This window comes from Treponema sp., assembly GCF_045641405.1.
Taxonomy (GTDB): Bacteria; Spirochaetota; Spirochaetia; order Treponematales; family Treponemataceae; genus Treponema_D.
Window position 1 is genome coordinate 44,507 of sequence record NZ_JAZUGX010000075.1, and the last position, 14,451, is coordinate 58,957.

Consider the following 14,451-nt stretch of genomic DNA (forward strand, 5'->3'; position numbering starts at 1 on the left):
ATATATTTCTTAAGCCTTTTGATTTAAGCCTTTAAAAACCGAATTTGTAGACCGTAACCTCATGGTATGGTTTTTCTGGTGTTACGATACATGGTGGGAAGCTTGCCTGGTTTGGTGTATCAGGGTAGCTTTCCGTTTCAAGACAAACTGCATCATGTCTCTTGTGGATGTAACCGTTCTTGCCCTGAGAACCGGCAACCCAGTTTGCAGTGTAAACCTGGCATCCAGGAAGTGTTGTTGAAACAGTCATTGACCTTCCGCTTGCAGGATCCCTGAGGACAGCAAACTGCTTGAGTCTTCCGTCATATTCATCTACACAATATGCATGGTCATAGCCATTACCTGTAGCTTCAATATCCTTTCCTAGAAGTTTTGGCTTTCTGAAGTCAAAGACAGGATTATCGTCAACTGAAAGAAGTTTTCCTGTTGGAATGAGCTTTTCGCTTACTTCCACAAACTTTGAACAATCAAGCTGAAGTTCCTGGTCGTAGATTGCACCGCCATTGTATCCCTTAAGGTTGAAGTATGCATGGTTAGTAAGGTTTACAGGTGTCGGAGCATCAGAGGATGCTGTATATTCAAGGGAAAGTTCGTTCTTTTCGTTGAGGGTGTAAACAACCTTTACGGAAAGATTTCCAGGCATTCCCTGTTCGCCGTCTGGACTGAATCTTGAAAATTCAATGCCGTGGCCACGCTTTGTAACTACCTTCTTTGCATCCCAGACTTTCTTTTCATAGCGGTCGAATCCACCGTGAAGGCAGTTTCCGCTGTCATTGTTGTCAAGGACATATTCTTTTCCGTTGAGGGAAAATTTTGCACCGCCGATTCTGTTTGCAAAACGACCTACTACAGTACCGAAACTGAGATTGTCATTGGCAAAACCTTCGAGAGTCGAGCATCCAAGAAGTGCATCGACCTTCTTTCCCTTTCCTGCAGGAAGAAGAATGCTTGTGATTGTGCATCCGTAGTTTGTAACGGAAACACTCATTTTACCATTGGAAATAGTAAAGAGAGAAACATCCTTGCCGTCGCAAAGTGTTCCGAACTTTGATTTTTTAATTCTGATTAGAGTACCCATACGATAAATTATACGACCGAATAGGCTATAATTCAAGAAAAGACGATAAAATTAAGATATTTTTAAATAAATTATTATACGATGGGACTTTGAAAGAGGCTAAAGCATCTGAAGCACAAGACGAACTTCCTGTGCCGACCTTCCTGTCAAACGTGCAATCTCCTCGGAAGGAAGACCTGCCATATGGTATTCCCTGACCTGCTGAAAGAAATCCTTCTTTGGAACTATCTGGTCATCGGTTCTGTAGACAACCGACTTTACGATAGGAATTTCCTGGAGGGTCACAGGAGGTTCAGCCACCGCAGTTTTTTCTTCGACATGCTGAACTTTAGGTACGTTCTCATTGAAAGCAAGTTCCGTCTGGGCAGAAGATTCCTTACGAGCCCCGTAAGAAGCAGAGGATTTCTTTGCAGACTTTCCCGAAGCATTCACAGCGGCACGGAATTCCATTTCCCGCTGCTGAGTCTCAAGTTCCCGCCTAAGTACAGCAAGCCTTCTGTCAGCCTCGGCTTTTACCTTGTTGAGTTCCTGAATTTTTGCATCCATGAGGTCCATATTGCGTTCTGCGGCCCTGTTTGCATCGCGGATGCTATCGTTGATCGCATCCCGATAATCATCAAGGATCTTTTCCGTAGAAAACCGTGAATTAAACTTGAGAAGGAAAATGAACCACATGAGGATATTGAAAAGTACAAGGAGACCTGCAGTGACGGCAATGACAGACATTTTTACAACCTTTGGAAATTGATGAACATCCAATCAACCTATGAGATCTATATGCTGACCAAGATTTGGATCACGGATTTCATACAGTTTTGGGGCGGGTTTTGCAGCTTCTTCAGTCTGCTCCATAACCTTTTTCTCAGCCTCTCCACTGTCTTCAAGCAGCCCTTGGCCCGCTCCTCCGCCTTGGTTGACATCAGCCTTGATATCGTTGGATTCCTTGTTCTTTGAGCTTTCTTGAACGGTCTTAGCTTTTTCCGTATCCTGCTGGGCAGTCTTTTCCATATGGGCTCGATTAGCCATATGCGAGTTCTGAACCTGAGAAGCATTGAACTGTCCCATTTTGTCCATCTGCGAATATACAGTGGACAAATCAATTGGCTGAATAGCCATCAGGAGCTCCTACATCGCTGACCTGCGATGGATCGAATTTACCACGCTTGACGAAGCCGTTGTCATAGAAGAATGTAACCGCCTTTGCCTCTGTGCGAACCTCGTCAAGCTCATCACGAACATAGATCTTTACACCTGGATAAACGGTTCCGCTTGCGTTTACACAACCGACGACCTTGAGTTCACGAAGTCTTTCGTTGATTTCGTCGATTTCCTTTGTCATTTCTTCGTTCTGAGCCACAAGGTCTGACTTCTGTGCTATGAAATTATTGAGGCTTTCTTCCTTTTCCTTTGGAAGAGAACGACGGACCTTCTTGTTGTTTTCGAGGGTCTGGATGTTGAGGTCAATTTCCTCAAGTTCCTTCACGAGAGTTGCCTGCATCTCCTGAAGCTCCGTAAGCCTCTGCTTCTTTCTTGGATCATATCCGACGGAAAGAATGGTCTCTATGCCACCACCAGACGAACCGATGTTCTTTGCAGATATTTCCTCAGTGGCAAATACCTTTCCACCGATGATGGAAGCACGTTTTCCCTTTAGGACTATTTTCTTCATCGCAGTGACATCACTGTTCATGATGTTGTCATTTACGACAATATATTGCTCTGCTGTAACCTTTGCATTCTGGATAAAGCGAGCCCATACCGACTTGCTTGTAGTGATCTCACATTCATCGCGGCCCATGACTCCCTGTGAAATAACGATGTCACCCCCCGCCTCGATATTGCAGCGTCCTACAGAACCGTATATTTCAACGTTACCGTCAGCCTTGATGTTGAAGCCGTCCTCGACGTCGCCACGGCAGAGAACAGTACCCATATATGTGATGTTACCTGTCTTGATGTTTACGCCCTGAACTTCGTAGATTTCCTCAACGTTGATCTTGTCCGAAACAAGGGAAACATGACCGTTCTTCTCAGCAAGAATGGTACATCCATCCTTGTCGAGAACCGTATTCTGTCCAAGAGGAAGGGAAATGTCCTTGCCGTTCCTTGCTTCAAGATAGCGTCCCATGATGGTCTTTCCGCCCTTTCCGCGTGTAGGAAGTATTTTCTTGGCAAGAGGCTGCCCCGCAACGACGTTCTGGATAAGATTGAGCTCCTTGAAGTCAACCTGTCCGTTCTCTGTTTCCTTGAGCTTTAGCCTTGACCTGTCAGTTTCGAATTTATATTCAATATAGGCGTCTGTTCCGTGCTGAGGCTGAACTGCAGCGGCAACCTCATATGGAACATTGTAGACAGGTGTATCAACGAACGCCTTGATCTTATCTTCTTCAATACCAGCAACTACACCCTGAGTCGTAAGGGCATTGATGATCCTATCGGCAGAGATGTCGGAACCACCCGCCGTAGGTGCAGAAACAGTGATGGTAGCCTGCATCTCGTCCTTAGAGATATCGACTGCCATTACGGCATCTCCTACAGAAACATGGTTATATTGACCAACCTCAACATAGTCATCGCCAGTACCTTCCTTAGCAAGCTTTCTGAGAAGATCCTCATCCAGCTTGACATTATCTGGTCTTCTTGCCTCATTGATAAGGTCATCTCCATCAACTGGAGAACCTTCTCCCACAGGCATCGTTACCTTGACGAAAATGCCCGATCCAAACCTGCGGATATAGAACATTCCATCCGTATTGATTACCTGAACTTCGACAACTTCCTCTGAGCTGCTTTCTGCAGACACTGCGTTGATGTTCTTCTTTTTCTTGATGAGATCTGGATTTTCATAAACCTTGATGCGCCAAGGCTTCTTCATGAGACCGATTACACCAGCGGAACCTTTCTCTATAACCTCATATTCAAGGTTCTGGATCTTTGATTCAAGCTGAACAGCCGCATCGGCAAGGCACTCATCAAGGGTGTCGCCTATAACCTCTACTGCCGTTATCTCCTTGTCAATCTGGAGCTGTTTTTCCATGTCGATACGAAGTCTGTCAAGCGTGACCATAGGAACCTCTTAGAAAATACCCTTTCTTACGCTTGTAAGCTTAGCCCTAAGACGCAGATTTGCCTTGGAATGAAGCTGACTAACTCGGCTTTCACTTACATTGAGTACGGCACCGATTTCTCGGAAGGAAAGATCTTCATGGTAATAGAGAACGATGACTTTCTTTTCATTCTCAGGAAGCTCCGTGATTGCCTGTATTATTACACGGCGGATTTCCTCACGTTCTACGATCACATCAGGATTAAGGCTTGATGGAGCTTCAATGCTGTCACCGATGGAGATATGCTCGCTGTCATCTCCAGAATACCACACGTCATTGAGGGAAAGAACACTTGTGCCGCTCACCTTCATGACGGTACTTTGGTATTCAGCTTCCGTCATGTTCATAGCCTGAGCTATCTCGGAATCTGTGGCTGTCCTACCGAGCTTTGACTCAAGCTCTACGATAGTATCTTCGATTTCTCTTGATTTCTGACGAACAGAACGTGGAACCCAATCCAATTCACGGAGTTCGTCGAAAATAGCACCACGAATACGAGTGGTAGCATATGTCTTGAATTTTACGTTCTTGTCTGGATCATATTTGTTGATGGCATCAAGCAATCCAAACTGTCCAAACCCAACAAGGTCGTCGAATTCAACACTGTCTGGCATGCCTGTAGACACACGTCCTGCCACCCATTTTACCAGCGGCATATACTGTTTTATAAGCTTGTCACGAATTGCAACGGATTTTGTCTTCTTGAACTCTCTCCAGAGCTCAAGTTCTTCATTCTCGTCTAGAACTTCTACTGCCATTTATCCCAACCCTTTTTTAATCCCATGTATAAGGCGCTTAATCTTCCTTCTTGAGCAAGGTGCGTATTGCACTTGCTATTATCTTGGAGTCCTGCTTCATCATGTCTCCGCCCTCAGTCATCGCAGCGCTGGCTTTCATGTCTCCAGACTGTGCAAATTCTGAATCGCTGATGACAGGCGCAACAGAACCGTTGTCACCAACATCATTATCCTGAGCGGAGAATTCCCCGATGTCAGGCAACGCATCTATTTCCTTGACCCCAGAGCTTTTCTTTGCAGAGGCACTTTCCTGGGATTGAGGAGAATCATTCTTTACCACCTCGCCGCTTTCAATAGGCTTGCCAAGCTCCATAGGCTTGAACTGCGCACCATCAGCCGTGGCAGGAGCTTCCTCCACTGGAGCATTTTCGGCTAGAGCACCAGAAGACGATGCAGGAGCCTGTGGCTGCACAGCAGGGGGAACTGTTTTTTCCTGAGGTCTGGATTCAGGCCTGTAAGAGAAAACCTGTCTACCAGATGAAACATCAAAGGCGGGAGCCTGATCATCTTCTGTAAGGTTCTCATCATCTATGGTTATGTTTACAATCGAACCAGAGCCTGTCCCTGCTCCAGCTGAAGCTTTTCTTGAAACATCATCCCCTGAATCAACTCCAATACCGCCGTCTACATCAAGAAACCTTGAATTCAAAAAATCTATGGCAAAAGCAAGGGCGGCAAACACAAGGGCAAATATCACCCCACGCAGCAACGAGACACCAGCTTTATGTGTTGAAATAATACTGATAAGGAAAGAAAGCACAAAACCGCAGATCGCCGCAGTAGCAATATTTTTTACCTTGAACAAGTGCATCCTCCCACAGATATAATCACTATATTTTAGGGCAAAAATCCGATGTGGTCAATGAAAAACTTAAATCATAAGGCAAAAGTACAGCACGAAAGCTCGCTTACCCCAAAAAAAGCCTACGTCCAATCACTTTATCCATCGAGAAAAACTTTCCAACGGCGAATAAAAAAAGGGACATCCACAATGGACATCCCTCTGTATGAAAGCCACGATCGACAGTCCACGCAGGAAGCCTGGCGTCAATCTCTCTGACCTGATAAAACCACGATTTATTTCTTCTTTCCGATGAACTTCTTAAGGAAGTTAGATACACCAGCATCTGTCGGAACCTCGGTCTTCTCAATCCTACCGACAATATGCTTAAGGCACACGGCTGGCTTCGAAGTAGGACTGATGGCCATGAATGGCTTCTGGCGGATGACACTAGCCTGGACAACAGGGTCATCATAGACAAATCCGATATATTCAACCTTATAGTTGAGGAACTGACCTACGATATTGATGATAAGGTCAGAAATCCTCTTTCCTTCGTCAGCTGAATGGACACGGTTTACGAGAAGCTTAAGGTTTATCGGTCTCTGGTCAGAGAATTCAGTGGTGATGATCTTGATGATACCGTATGCATCCGTAATGGCGGTCGGCTCTGGCGTAGTGATTACGTAAACTTCATCGGAGGCGGCCAGGAACTGAAGGACATTGTTCGAGATACCAGCACCTGTATCGATGATGATGATGTCGGCGTTTCCAAGGGAAGCGAATTCATTGGCAAAATAGTCCAGTTCATCATTTGAAAGATTTGCGATCTTAGCAAAACCATTGGCACCTGCAATGAACTTAAAGCCGAATTCAGTATCAATGATGATATCCTTCATAGTCTTCTTGTGGTTAAGCACATGCATAAGGTTGTACTGTGGAACAACGCTCAAAAGGACATTGACGTTTGCCATGCCAAGGTCACCATCAATCAGGATAACCTTCTTTCCAAGCTGGGCATAGGCAATAGCCGTATTTACGGCGATATTCGTCTTTCCTACACCGCCTTTTCCACTCGTGATGGCAATGATCCTTGTCTTATGATCCTTTCCAGCCTTGCCGAAATTGCTCTCACCCATTATATTGCGAAGTTCTTTTGCCTGATCTTCCATTGAAATTCTCCCTAGATATTGAAGCCGCTATCTTTCTTATCGGCATTTCCAATACGTTTTTCAACATCTTTCTCGTTAAATTTGAATCCCTTGAGGCGGGAAACAAACCACATAGGATCAGCACGCTGAATTGTATAAAGAACCTCCTGTCCTGTAGTTATCCACGAAACAGGCTTTTTCCTTTCGGAAAGAACACTTATTACCCTGCCGAAAGTCTGGGTCTCATCGCACTTTGTTATGATAATGCTCTTGAAATTGAAGGATTCAAAGTTACGGATGATGTTCTCGAAATCCTCGACGCTCACACCTGCGGTAACCGTAAGATAGACGCTTTCGTTCATGTTCTTGACATCAAGTATGGTGTGCATGTTAGCAATATTGTGATAGTCGTTTGGGCTATATCCAGAAGTATCTATGAAGATGTAGTCTGAATTCGAAGCGTAGCTTTCAAAAAGCTCCTTTATCCTCGTAGAATCCTCAGCCTTGTCCACCTCTACATTTATGATCTCAGCCCATCTTTTAAGCTGCTCTGCGGCGGCGACACGCATTGTGTCAGTCGTAATCATACGGATTCTTGGCGCAAAGGTGTATTTTTCCTTGTTGTTCTTGAAATCAACCGCAATATGGGCCCCCATCTTGGCAAGTGTCGTGGTCTTTCCAACGCCAGTTGGACCTACAAGGATGATGACCTTTGGCTGACCTTCAGACTCAACAGGAGCCACAGGAATGCTTTCCGCAATCCACTCTACGACCCTCTGCTGGACGAAATCATAATCGTCCAATTCTTCAAGGGAAAAATCGCTCTTCATCCTTTTGCATATGTCATTTCTATAGGATTTGGAAAAACCGTTGTCTTCAAGAAGATCACGGATCATGGAAATTGATTTATGCTCGTTTTCCGTCGATGTCGCCTGAAGGACCGCCGCCATCTGGTCGGACATGGTCTCCTTCCACTCCTCAAGAAATTTAGTCATCTGGGCGATCTGAAGAGTATTAGTAATGTTGGTGCCAGAATTCTTGAGCAGAACATCCCTCTTTTCAATGAATTCTGGGTCGACGGAAGGATTTCCTCTTGGAGGAATCACAGGCTGGGGCATAGTACCAAAGGATCCAAACCTGCCCTGCATTTCAGGAACAACAGGTTTTGAAGGATTGCTGACAACCTGGTAGGTGACGTCAAGAAAATCCTTCTGAAAAAAGCCAAAGAAACCAGGCTTCAGCTTTCTTTCAACTCCAAGGACACGGAAGCCCGTCCCATGCATATCCCTGATTTTGGATAGACATTCCTGCCTGTTTGCACCAGTCACGTGCAGTATCTCATCGTTTTTTACTGCTTCGTTATACATTTATTTCTCCAATAATTTCCGTCTGGATGTTTGTACCCGCATTTACGATTTCCGAGAAAGAAAGGACTATTAGACCTGGGATTTCCCTTTCTGTCGCTGACTTTACAAGACGTCGCACTTCCGTAGGACAGATGATGATAGGTGGAACTCCAGGATATTTTTCCCTCATCTGGGCAAAAGCACTGCTTACGGCGCTTATGAAATTCCTTCCGTCATCAAGTTCAAAGACAACCATAGGAGCACCGCCAAGAGGAGTAGCGGCATGCTCAAGGATCTTCTGACACAAAGGCTGGGAAATGCTCAAGCCACGAAGAACCTTGTTCTCGTCAACAAACTGCTGGCATATCTGAGATCCAAGGGCCTCGCGGACCTTTTCCGTAAGTTCCCATGGATTACGGGTGATTTTTCCATAATCACCCAAGGTCTCAAGAATAGTGACCATATTGCGGATGCTGACCCGTTCACTAAGAAGATTTCTGAGGACTGCCTCAATATCACCGTAAGTGAATTTTTCAGGACCTGTCGTAACTTCATCAACGACAACATTATTCTGCTTCTTGATTTCCTCAAGAATGGCGCTAACACTCTGACGGCTAAGAATCTTTGCTGCATTACCACGAATAAGCTCCGTAAGATGCGTTGCAATGATTGTAGGAGCATCGATGATGGCATATCCGGCCTTTTCCGCCTCAAGGCTCTTTGATTCAGGAAGCCAGATTGCATCCATTCCGAAGGCAGGATCCTTTGTCTTTTCTCCGACCATTTCACGGTCCTTAGGAACACCACCTGTATTTAGGCACATGAAATGGTTCATCTTGAGCTTGCCCTTGCCCACTTCGATTCCACGGATTTTAAATGAATATTCCTCAGGCTGAAGCGCCATCTGGTCCATGATATGGATAGGAGGAATCACAAGTCCAAGATCAAGGGCACATTCATGGCGTATCCTCTTAACACGGGACATGAGTTCCGCTCCCTTTTCATTGTCGACAAGAGGAATAAGTGCATAACCGATTTCAAGAGAAAGATCATCAAGCTTGGCGACAGGAGATATTTCCCCTTCAGAACCGCCTTCTCCCTTTTGCGGGGCGCTCTGAGCCTGTTGAGACTGAATTAGGGCAGCCTCTTCCTTTGCTTTCTTAGCCCTCGTAAGATTGAAGCCGACAAAAACAAGAAGACCACCCACAGGAACAAGAATAAAGCTTGATCCGTTATGGAATGCAAGGCCAAGAAGAATGAAAGCGACTCCGACGACAATGTAAATGGCACCGTTAAGGCTGAGCTCATTCCTGAAGCGTTCAGAAAGAAGCTCTTCTTCCTCAGTACCGGTAATAAGCATACCTGTGGCAAAGGAAACCAGGAGCGCCGGAACCTGAGACATAAGACCGTCACCAATAGTAAGCGTTGAATAGGTAGTAAAAGCCTCCCCGATACCCAGGTTGTATTTGACCATGCCGGAAATGACTCCACCGATGATGTTTGCAAAGGTTACAAAAATACCAAATTTAACGTTTCCGCTTACAAACTTGGAAGCACCATCCATAGTCGAGAAGAAGCCGATTTCCTGACCAAGCCTCTTTATCTTTAGATTGCCTTCATCTTCTGTCAAAGCACCGGAATTGACCTGGTTCTGAATGTTGAACATCTTGTTGTTCATGCTGTCCAAGGTAAAACGAGCAGATACTTCAGATACACGGTCAGCACCTTTCGTGATGACTATGACCTGAAGGACCGTTATGATTATGAAGATGAAAAAACCGACAATGGTATTGTTCCCAGCCACAATCTTTGCAAAGGCCTGAACCAGTTCACTTTGACCGGAAAGATGGCCAGAACCAGAAACAGGATTGGTAAGGATCAATCTTGTGGATGACACATTGATGGCAGCACCAAAAAGAGTCATAAGAAGAACAAGTCTTGGGAACGTGGTAAAATCCGCAGGTCTCGTAAGATAAGTAACAGAAAGAAGAATGATGAAAGCCATGGCAAGATTGATAGCCATGGCAATATCGACTGCAACCTTACCAAGCGGAAGGAATATTAAAAAGGCAATAAGAATGATTATGACGGCAACAAAATTCTCGCCAATGATATTAACAATAGATCTACCAGTATTCTGCTTTTCCGGCATTGAGTCCCCACCCTTAACTTACAAAGCTTCTTCTGAACAAAAAAGAGAAATTTATAGTTCTATTATTGTACAATAGGTTTGAAATTTTTGAAACACTATATGTAGAAATTTTAGAAAATTTTTAGTGTCGAAGGCTACCTAACGCTAGTTAGTAAGATATTGTTGGCCCACAGCTCAAGAAAGACTCCTTACCCCCACGACAGATCCATTTTCCTTTCACTAGAACCTGTTTCTTTCCTTTTCCATGTAACCGATGTGGGCATAGATATCGGCGATCATGCGCAGATAAAAATCAGGAACGATGGTTCCAACATCGAATTTATCATAAAGATCACGGGCAAGAGGCCTGTTTTCCACTATCGGAACATCATTCTCCTTTGCTATATCCTTGATTCGCTGGGCGGTTTCATCGACACCTTTTGCATTGATCATAGGTGCGGACTGGGTTTCACTATCCCATTTTAAGGCAACGGCAAAGTGGGTCGGGTTCGTGATTACTACATCGGATTCACGGACAGCCTTAGGCATGTTGGCCTTGAGAAGATCCTTCTGAGCCTGCTCAAGCCTTCCTTTGACCTCAGGATCTCCTTCAGCCTCCTTGAATTCTTCCTTGACTTCCTGTTTGGTCATCTTGTTCTGCTGAAGGAATTCTCTGCGCTGCATGACATAGTCTATTACGCCTATGACCACAAGAAGGACCGCACAGGTGATAAGAAGCTTCGCAACCATTTTTGCGATGGTCACAACAGCCATATAGACACCGCCTGTATGAAGGAAATCCATGGTCGTAGGAAGGTCGGCCTTAATCTGAACATAGGCAACACTGCCGATGATCACAAGCTTAAGGATGGACTTAAGTATGTTGAAAAGCCCAAGCACAGAGCCAAGGTTTCTTCTGAAATATTCTCCGAATTTTGGAACGATCTTGGAGAATTTCATCTCGATAGGCTTTGTGGTAAAAAAATATCCCTTGTTCTGGACAAGGTTCACTATGACCGCGGCAACCACACCAATGGCACAAAGGACAATCACTATAGGCAACAGGGTAACAACAAAAAGATGGAAGAATTTGCTGTCCATCAGATCAGAAAAAGCAACATTGTTGAAATAGAAGATCATCATACCGATGAGCTTTCTGTAAATCCATGGACCCAGAAAAACCAGTCCAATGCTTACAAAAAGAAGGACAATTGAACCGTTAAGCTCCTGGCTTTTTGCAACGCGGCCTTCTTCCCTTGCCTTGCGAAGTTTTGATTGTGTTGCTTCTTCTGTCTTGCCTTCTTCCTCAGGACCAAACCACTGGAGATCTATCTGACTCATCTAGTAATACCTCCAGAAAGCTTGGTTAACATGGACTGAATCTCCTTGAAACCGCCGTAGATGCTTTCTTCAAAGAACTGGCAGAAATGAGGAACAAGAACCGCTATGAGGAAAAACGAAACCAGCATAAGAATCGGAAATCCTTCTGAAAGAAGGTTCATCTGTGGAGCAGCCTTGGTGAAAATACCCATGGTAACGTTTATGAGGAAAAGGGAGCCCATGATAGGCAGTGCGATTATGAGTGCATCCTTAAAAAGCATTGAAAGTGAGGTCATCATGAATCTGGCAAAGAAGTCGGTGTTGTTGACGATGGAAAAAGCATTCATTGCCTTGAAGCTTGCCGCAAGTCCCTCACAGAACATGGTCTGAAACCAATGGTGCTGAAGGAAAACAATCATGGCAAGAAAATTGAAGAATTGTCCCATAAGAGGATTTTCTACCTGACTCAAGGAATCGTAGACTTCACTGGCGCTGAGCCCCATCTGGAAAGCAAAGAACTGACCAGCCGTAGAAAAGGCCGCAAAAATGATCTGAATGTAGAATCCAAGGATTATTCCTATCATGCCTTCTCCAACCAGAAGAAATATGTATTCGAGGTTGAAATTGCCTTCAGGTGAGACATACGAACGATAGTCACCATAGGGCGATCCTGACTGACTAACGGTCGGGAATATGAAATATGCCATATATAGTGCAAGAGCAATCTTTGCCATTCTTGGAACAGTCTTGGAAGAAAGCAAAGGAAGAGTCATCATGGTTGTAAAGCACCTGAATAGGACGAGAAGAAATATCGGTGCATTAAAAACAATCTGCTCAAGCATCAGGTCACACCGTCAATCTATTTTGCGAAGGCTGGAATGAGTTCAAGGATTCTCTTGAAATATGCTGCGGTCGAGCTGAACATCCATCCTCCAAGAAGAGCAATGACTAAAAGAATCGTAAGAAACTTAGGGAGAAAAGTAAGTGTCTGCTCCTGGATTGAAGTTGTTGCCTGAAGGATTGCGACGACAAGGCCAACGATAAGTGCAGAACCGAGAATCGGCGCACACATCTTGAAAACCTGGAAGACACCAGACTGCATAAGGAACTGTATATCAAGAATATTCATACGCTACCCCTATTTAATCACGCTGAGGAACAGTTGCTGGGTAAGAAGGTTCCAGCCATCCACAAGGACAAAAAGCATTAGCTTGAAAGGCATGGAAATCTGCACTGGAGGCAGCATCATCATACCCATGCTCATAAGGATACTTGCAACCACCATGTCTATTACGATGAAAGGAATGTATAGCAAGACGCCGATTTTAAATGCAACCGTAAGTTCGTGGAGGATATAGGCCGGAACAAGAACGAATGTTGGAATGTCAGAAAGATCCCTAGGTCGGTTGTCAACTCCACTCTGATCATTCTGGGTGATCATTCTGTTGTAGAGCTTCATGAAGGTCCTGAGGGATGAAGTATCCCCGTTCATCTGCTTTGCCATGAAAAGCCTTATTGGGGCTTCAGCCTTCGTATAGGCTTCCTGAAGGGTGATTTCATTATCAGACAAAGGCTTGAAGGCATCATCGTAGACAGTCCTGAAGGTAGGCCACATGCAGAACAAAGTCATGAAAAGCGCAATGCCGTTAAGGACTGCCGTTGGAGGAACCTGCTGAAGTGACAGTGCCCTCTTAATAAAATCAAGGACAATGGAGAATCTCAGGAAACAGGTTGCAAGGATGAAGAATGTAGGAGCAAGTGTCAGCAAAGTAAGGAATAGCAGAAGCTGGACACTGAATGCTACCTGGGAACCGTTTCTAGGAGAAGTTGCGCTCAAGGTGATGTTAGGAAAATCTATGCCAGTAACATTATGTCCAAGTTCAGTATTACCTCTTGTGCTCCCCTGAGGAAATGAACTTTGAGAAGACAACGGAAATGCACATGCAAGGGAAATTAAAGCTGCTATTACTGCTCTAAGGATTTTTTTTCTCATTGTTCTTCTCCACTACCATTGTCCGATTCATCATCAGCAATTCTTTTTCTTCTCAAGGAATTGATAAGATCCTGAGTAGATGTATCGAAAACTTTACCTGCCGCAGTCCTTTCCTGAGCACCAGGCGCAGAATTGCCGTTGTCTTTTCGTGGCATGAACATTTCAAGAACTTCAGCAAAATTCTTTGCCTTGAACTGGTTTGTCGTCTTGTCGGAATGAAGGTTCATTGCGTTGATCAATTCCTTGTCATCAACTTCTGCAATGAGATTGACTGAATCATCTGAAACACCAAGGATATAGCATTTGTCTATAAGGGTGACTATCTGCACAGATTTACCAGGGCCAAGGGTTATTCCTGCAACCTTTCTGAGGAAAGGATCATTATCTGCACCAGGCTCTATGGTCTTTTTCATAAGCCGAAATATGAAATAGATTACAGCAACAACCAGACCAAGAACAAGGATCATCCTTACAAAAGCCCAGAATCCGCTGACAGGCCTAGGAGCAGAAGCAGCAGGACCATCAAGGTTACCGTCAAAGGTGAACTGGGATTCCTCTATCTGAGACTGTGATAAATTCTGTGTGTCTTGAACTGTATCTGAAGAAGCATTCTGTGCAAAAAGCAATCCTGCACAAAGCATGAAGACAGCAAAAACCGCTGTAAACCTTACTTTTGAGTAATTCATTTTCCCACCCATCTGCTGAAATTAGCTAGTTTTTTATGGACCCGCTATCCCCATATCAAAT

Annotated in this window: 14 protein-coding genes; all 14 read right to left on the reverse strand. The window is 44.6% G+C overall.

Annotated features, from left to right (window positions below; translation table 11 throughout):
- Window positions 1-31: 31 nt before the first annotated feature.
- Window positions 32-1,078, reverse strand: a complete 1,047-nt coding sequence (locus ACKI39_RS12040; RefSeq protein WP_407400856.1) for an aldose epimerase family protein — start codon at window positions 1,076-1,078, stop codon at window positions 32-34.
- A 99-nt stretch (window positions 1,079-1,177) separates the two neighbouring features.
- Entirely contained in the window at window positions 1,178-1,804 is a 627-nt protein-coding gene (locus ACKI39_RS12045) for a hypothetical protein (protein ID WP_407400857.1), read from the reverse strand.
- Window positions 1,805-1,837: 33 nt separating this feature from the next.
- Window positions 1,838-2,194 (reverse strand): hypothetical protein, encoded by a 357-nt coding sequence (locus ACKI39_RS12050; RefSeq protein ID WP_407400859.1) that lies wholly within the window; start codon window positions 2,192-2,194, stop codon window positions 1,838-1,840.
- Complete coding sequence (locus ACKI39_RS12055; protein WP_407400861.1) at window positions 2,175-4,145, reverse strand: FapA family protein; 1,971 nt, start codon at window positions 4,143-4,145, stop codon at window positions 2,175-2,177. Before ACKI39_RS12055 ends, ACKI39_RS12050 begins: the two co-directional genes overlap by 20 nt.
- Before the next feature lie 9 nt (window positions 4,146-4,154).
- On the reverse strand, window positions 4,155-4,943 hold the full coding sequence (whiG, locus tag ACKI39_RS12060) for an RNA polymerase sigma factor WhiG (RefSeq protein WP_407400863.1): 789 nt from the start codon (window positions 4,941-4,943) through the stop codon (window positions 4,155-4,157).
- A 37-nt stretch (window positions 4,944-4,980) separates the two neighbouring features.
- Window positions 4,981-5,787: a hypothetical protein gene (locus ACKI39_RS12065; RefSeq protein ID WP_407400865.1), complete on the reverse strand. Its 807-nt coding sequence runs from the start codon at window positions 5,785-5,787 to the stop codon at window positions 4,981-4,983.
- Between the two features lie 272 nt (window positions 5,788-6,059).
- Window positions 6,060-6,935, reverse strand: coding sequence for a MinD/ParA family protein (locus tag ACKI39_RS12070; RefSeq protein ID WP_407400867.1), 876 nt, complete (start codon window positions 6,933-6,935; stop codon window positions 6,060-6,062).
- An 11-nt stretch (window positions 6,936-6,946) separates the two neighbouring features.
- A complete protein-coding gene (locus tag ACKI39_RS12075) occupies window positions 6,947-8,281 on the reverse strand; it encodes a hypothetical protein (protein ID WP_407400869.1) in 1,335 nt (444 codons plus the stop codon).
- Window positions 8,274-10,412 (reverse strand): flagellar biosynthesis protein FlhA, encoded by a 2,139-nt coding sequence (locus ACKI39_RS12080; protein WP_407400871.1) that lies wholly within the window; start codon window positions 10,410-10,412, stop codon window positions 8,274-8,276. The genes ACKI39_RS12075 and ACKI39_RS12080 overlap by 8 nt, the downstream gene beginning before the upstream one ends.
- 219 nt (window positions 10,413-10,631) lie before the next feature.
- On the reverse strand, window positions 10,632-11,732 hold the full coding sequence (locus tag ACKI39_RS12085) for an EscU/YscU/HrcU family type III secretion system export apparatus switch protein (RefSeq protein ID WP_407400873.1): 1,101 nt from the start codon (window positions 11,730-11,732) through the stop codon (window positions 10,632-10,634).
- Window positions 11,729-12,553 carry a flagellar biosynthetic protein FliR gene (fliR, locus tag ACKI39_RS12090; protein WP_407400875.1) on the reverse strand — a complete coding sequence of 275 codons (825 nt, stop codon included), beginning with the start codon at window positions 12,551-12,553 and terminating at the stop codon, window positions 11,729-11,731. The genes ACKI39_RS12085 and fliR overlap by 4 nt, the downstream gene beginning before the upstream one ends.
- Before the next feature lie 17 nt (window positions 12,554-12,570).
- Window positions 12,571-12,840 (reverse strand): flagellar biosynthesis protein FliQ, encoded by a 270-nt coding sequence (gene fliQ / locus ACKI39_RS12095; protein WP_407400877.1) that lies wholly within the window; start codon window positions 12,838-12,840, stop codon window positions 12,571-12,573.
- Window positions 12,841-12,849: 9 nt separating this feature from the next.
- The gene (gene fliP, locus ACKI39_RS12100; RefSeq protein ID WP_407400879.1) at window positions 12,850-13,704 is read right to left on the reverse strand and encodes a flagellar type III secretion system pore protein FliP; all 855 of its coding nucleotides are present in this window, start codon (window positions 13,702-13,704) and stop codon (window positions 12,850-12,852) included.
- Entirely contained in the window at window positions 13,701-14,390 is a 690-nt protein-coding gene (locus ACKI39_RS12105) for a FliO/MopB family protein (RefSeq protein WP_407400880.1), read from the reverse strand. The genes fliP and ACKI39_RS12105 overlap by 4 nt, the downstream gene beginning before the upstream one ends.
- Window positions 14,391-14,451 lie beyond the last annotated feature (61 nt).

What these genes read in the sequence shown, in the direction of transcription:
- ACKI39_RS12040 (WP_407400856.1), bottom strand. Translation starts at nt 1,078, where the DNA reads ATGGGTACTCTAATCAGAATTAAAAAATCAAAGTTCGGAACACTTTGC.
- ACKI39_RS12045 (WP_407400857.1), bottom strand. Translation starts at nt 1,804, where the DNA reads ATGTCTGTCATTGCCGTCACTGCAGGTCTCCTTGTACTTTTCAATATC.
- ACKI39_RS12050 (WP_407400859.1), bottom strand. Translation starts at nt 2,194, where the DNA reads ATGGCTATTCAGCCAATTGATTTGTCCACTGTATATTCGCAGATGGAC.
- ACKI39_RS12055 (WP_407400861.1), bottom strand. Translation starts at nt 4,145, where the DNA reads ATGGTCACGCTTGACAGACTTCGTATCGACATGGAAAAACAGCTCCAG.
- whiG (WP_407400863.1), bottom strand. Translation starts at nt 4,943, where the DNA reads ATGGCAGTAGAAGTTCTAGACGAGAATGAAGAACTTGAGCTCTGGAGA.
- ACKI39_RS12070 (WP_407400867.1), bottom strand. Translation starts at nt 6,935, where the DNA reads ATGGAAGATCAGGCAAAAGAACTTCGCAATATAATGGGTGAGAGCAAT.
- ACKI39_RS12075 (WP_407400869.1), bottom strand. Translation starts at nt 8,281, where the DNA reads ATGTATAACGAAGCAGTAAAAAACGATGAGATACTGCACGTGACTGGT.
- ACKI39_RS12080 (WP_407400871.1), bottom strand. Translation starts at nt 10,412, where the DNA reads ATGCCGGAAAAGCAGAATACTGGTAGATCTATTGTTAATATCATTGGC.
- ACKI39_RS12085 (WP_407400873.1), bottom strand. Translation starts at nt 11,732, where the DNA reads ATGAGTCAGATAGATCTCCAGTGGTTTGGTCCTGAGGAAGAAGGCAAG.
- fliR (WP_407400875.1), bottom strand. Translation starts at nt 12,553, where the DNA reads ATGCTTGAGCAGATTGTTTTTAATGCACCGATATTTCTTCTCGTCCTA.
- fliQ (WP_407400877.1), bottom strand. Translation starts at nt 12,840, where the DNA reads ATGAATATTCTTGATATACAGTTCCTTATGCAGTCTGGTGTCTTCCAG.
- fliP (WP_407400879.1), bottom strand. Translation starts at nt 13,704, where the DNA reads ATGAGAAAAAAAATCCTTAGAGCAGTAATAGCAGCTTTAATTTCCCTT.
- ACKI39_RS12105 (WP_407400880.1), bottom strand. Translation starts at nt 14,390, where the DNA reads ATGAATTACTCAAAAGTAAGGTTTACAGCGGTTTTTGCTGTCTTCATG.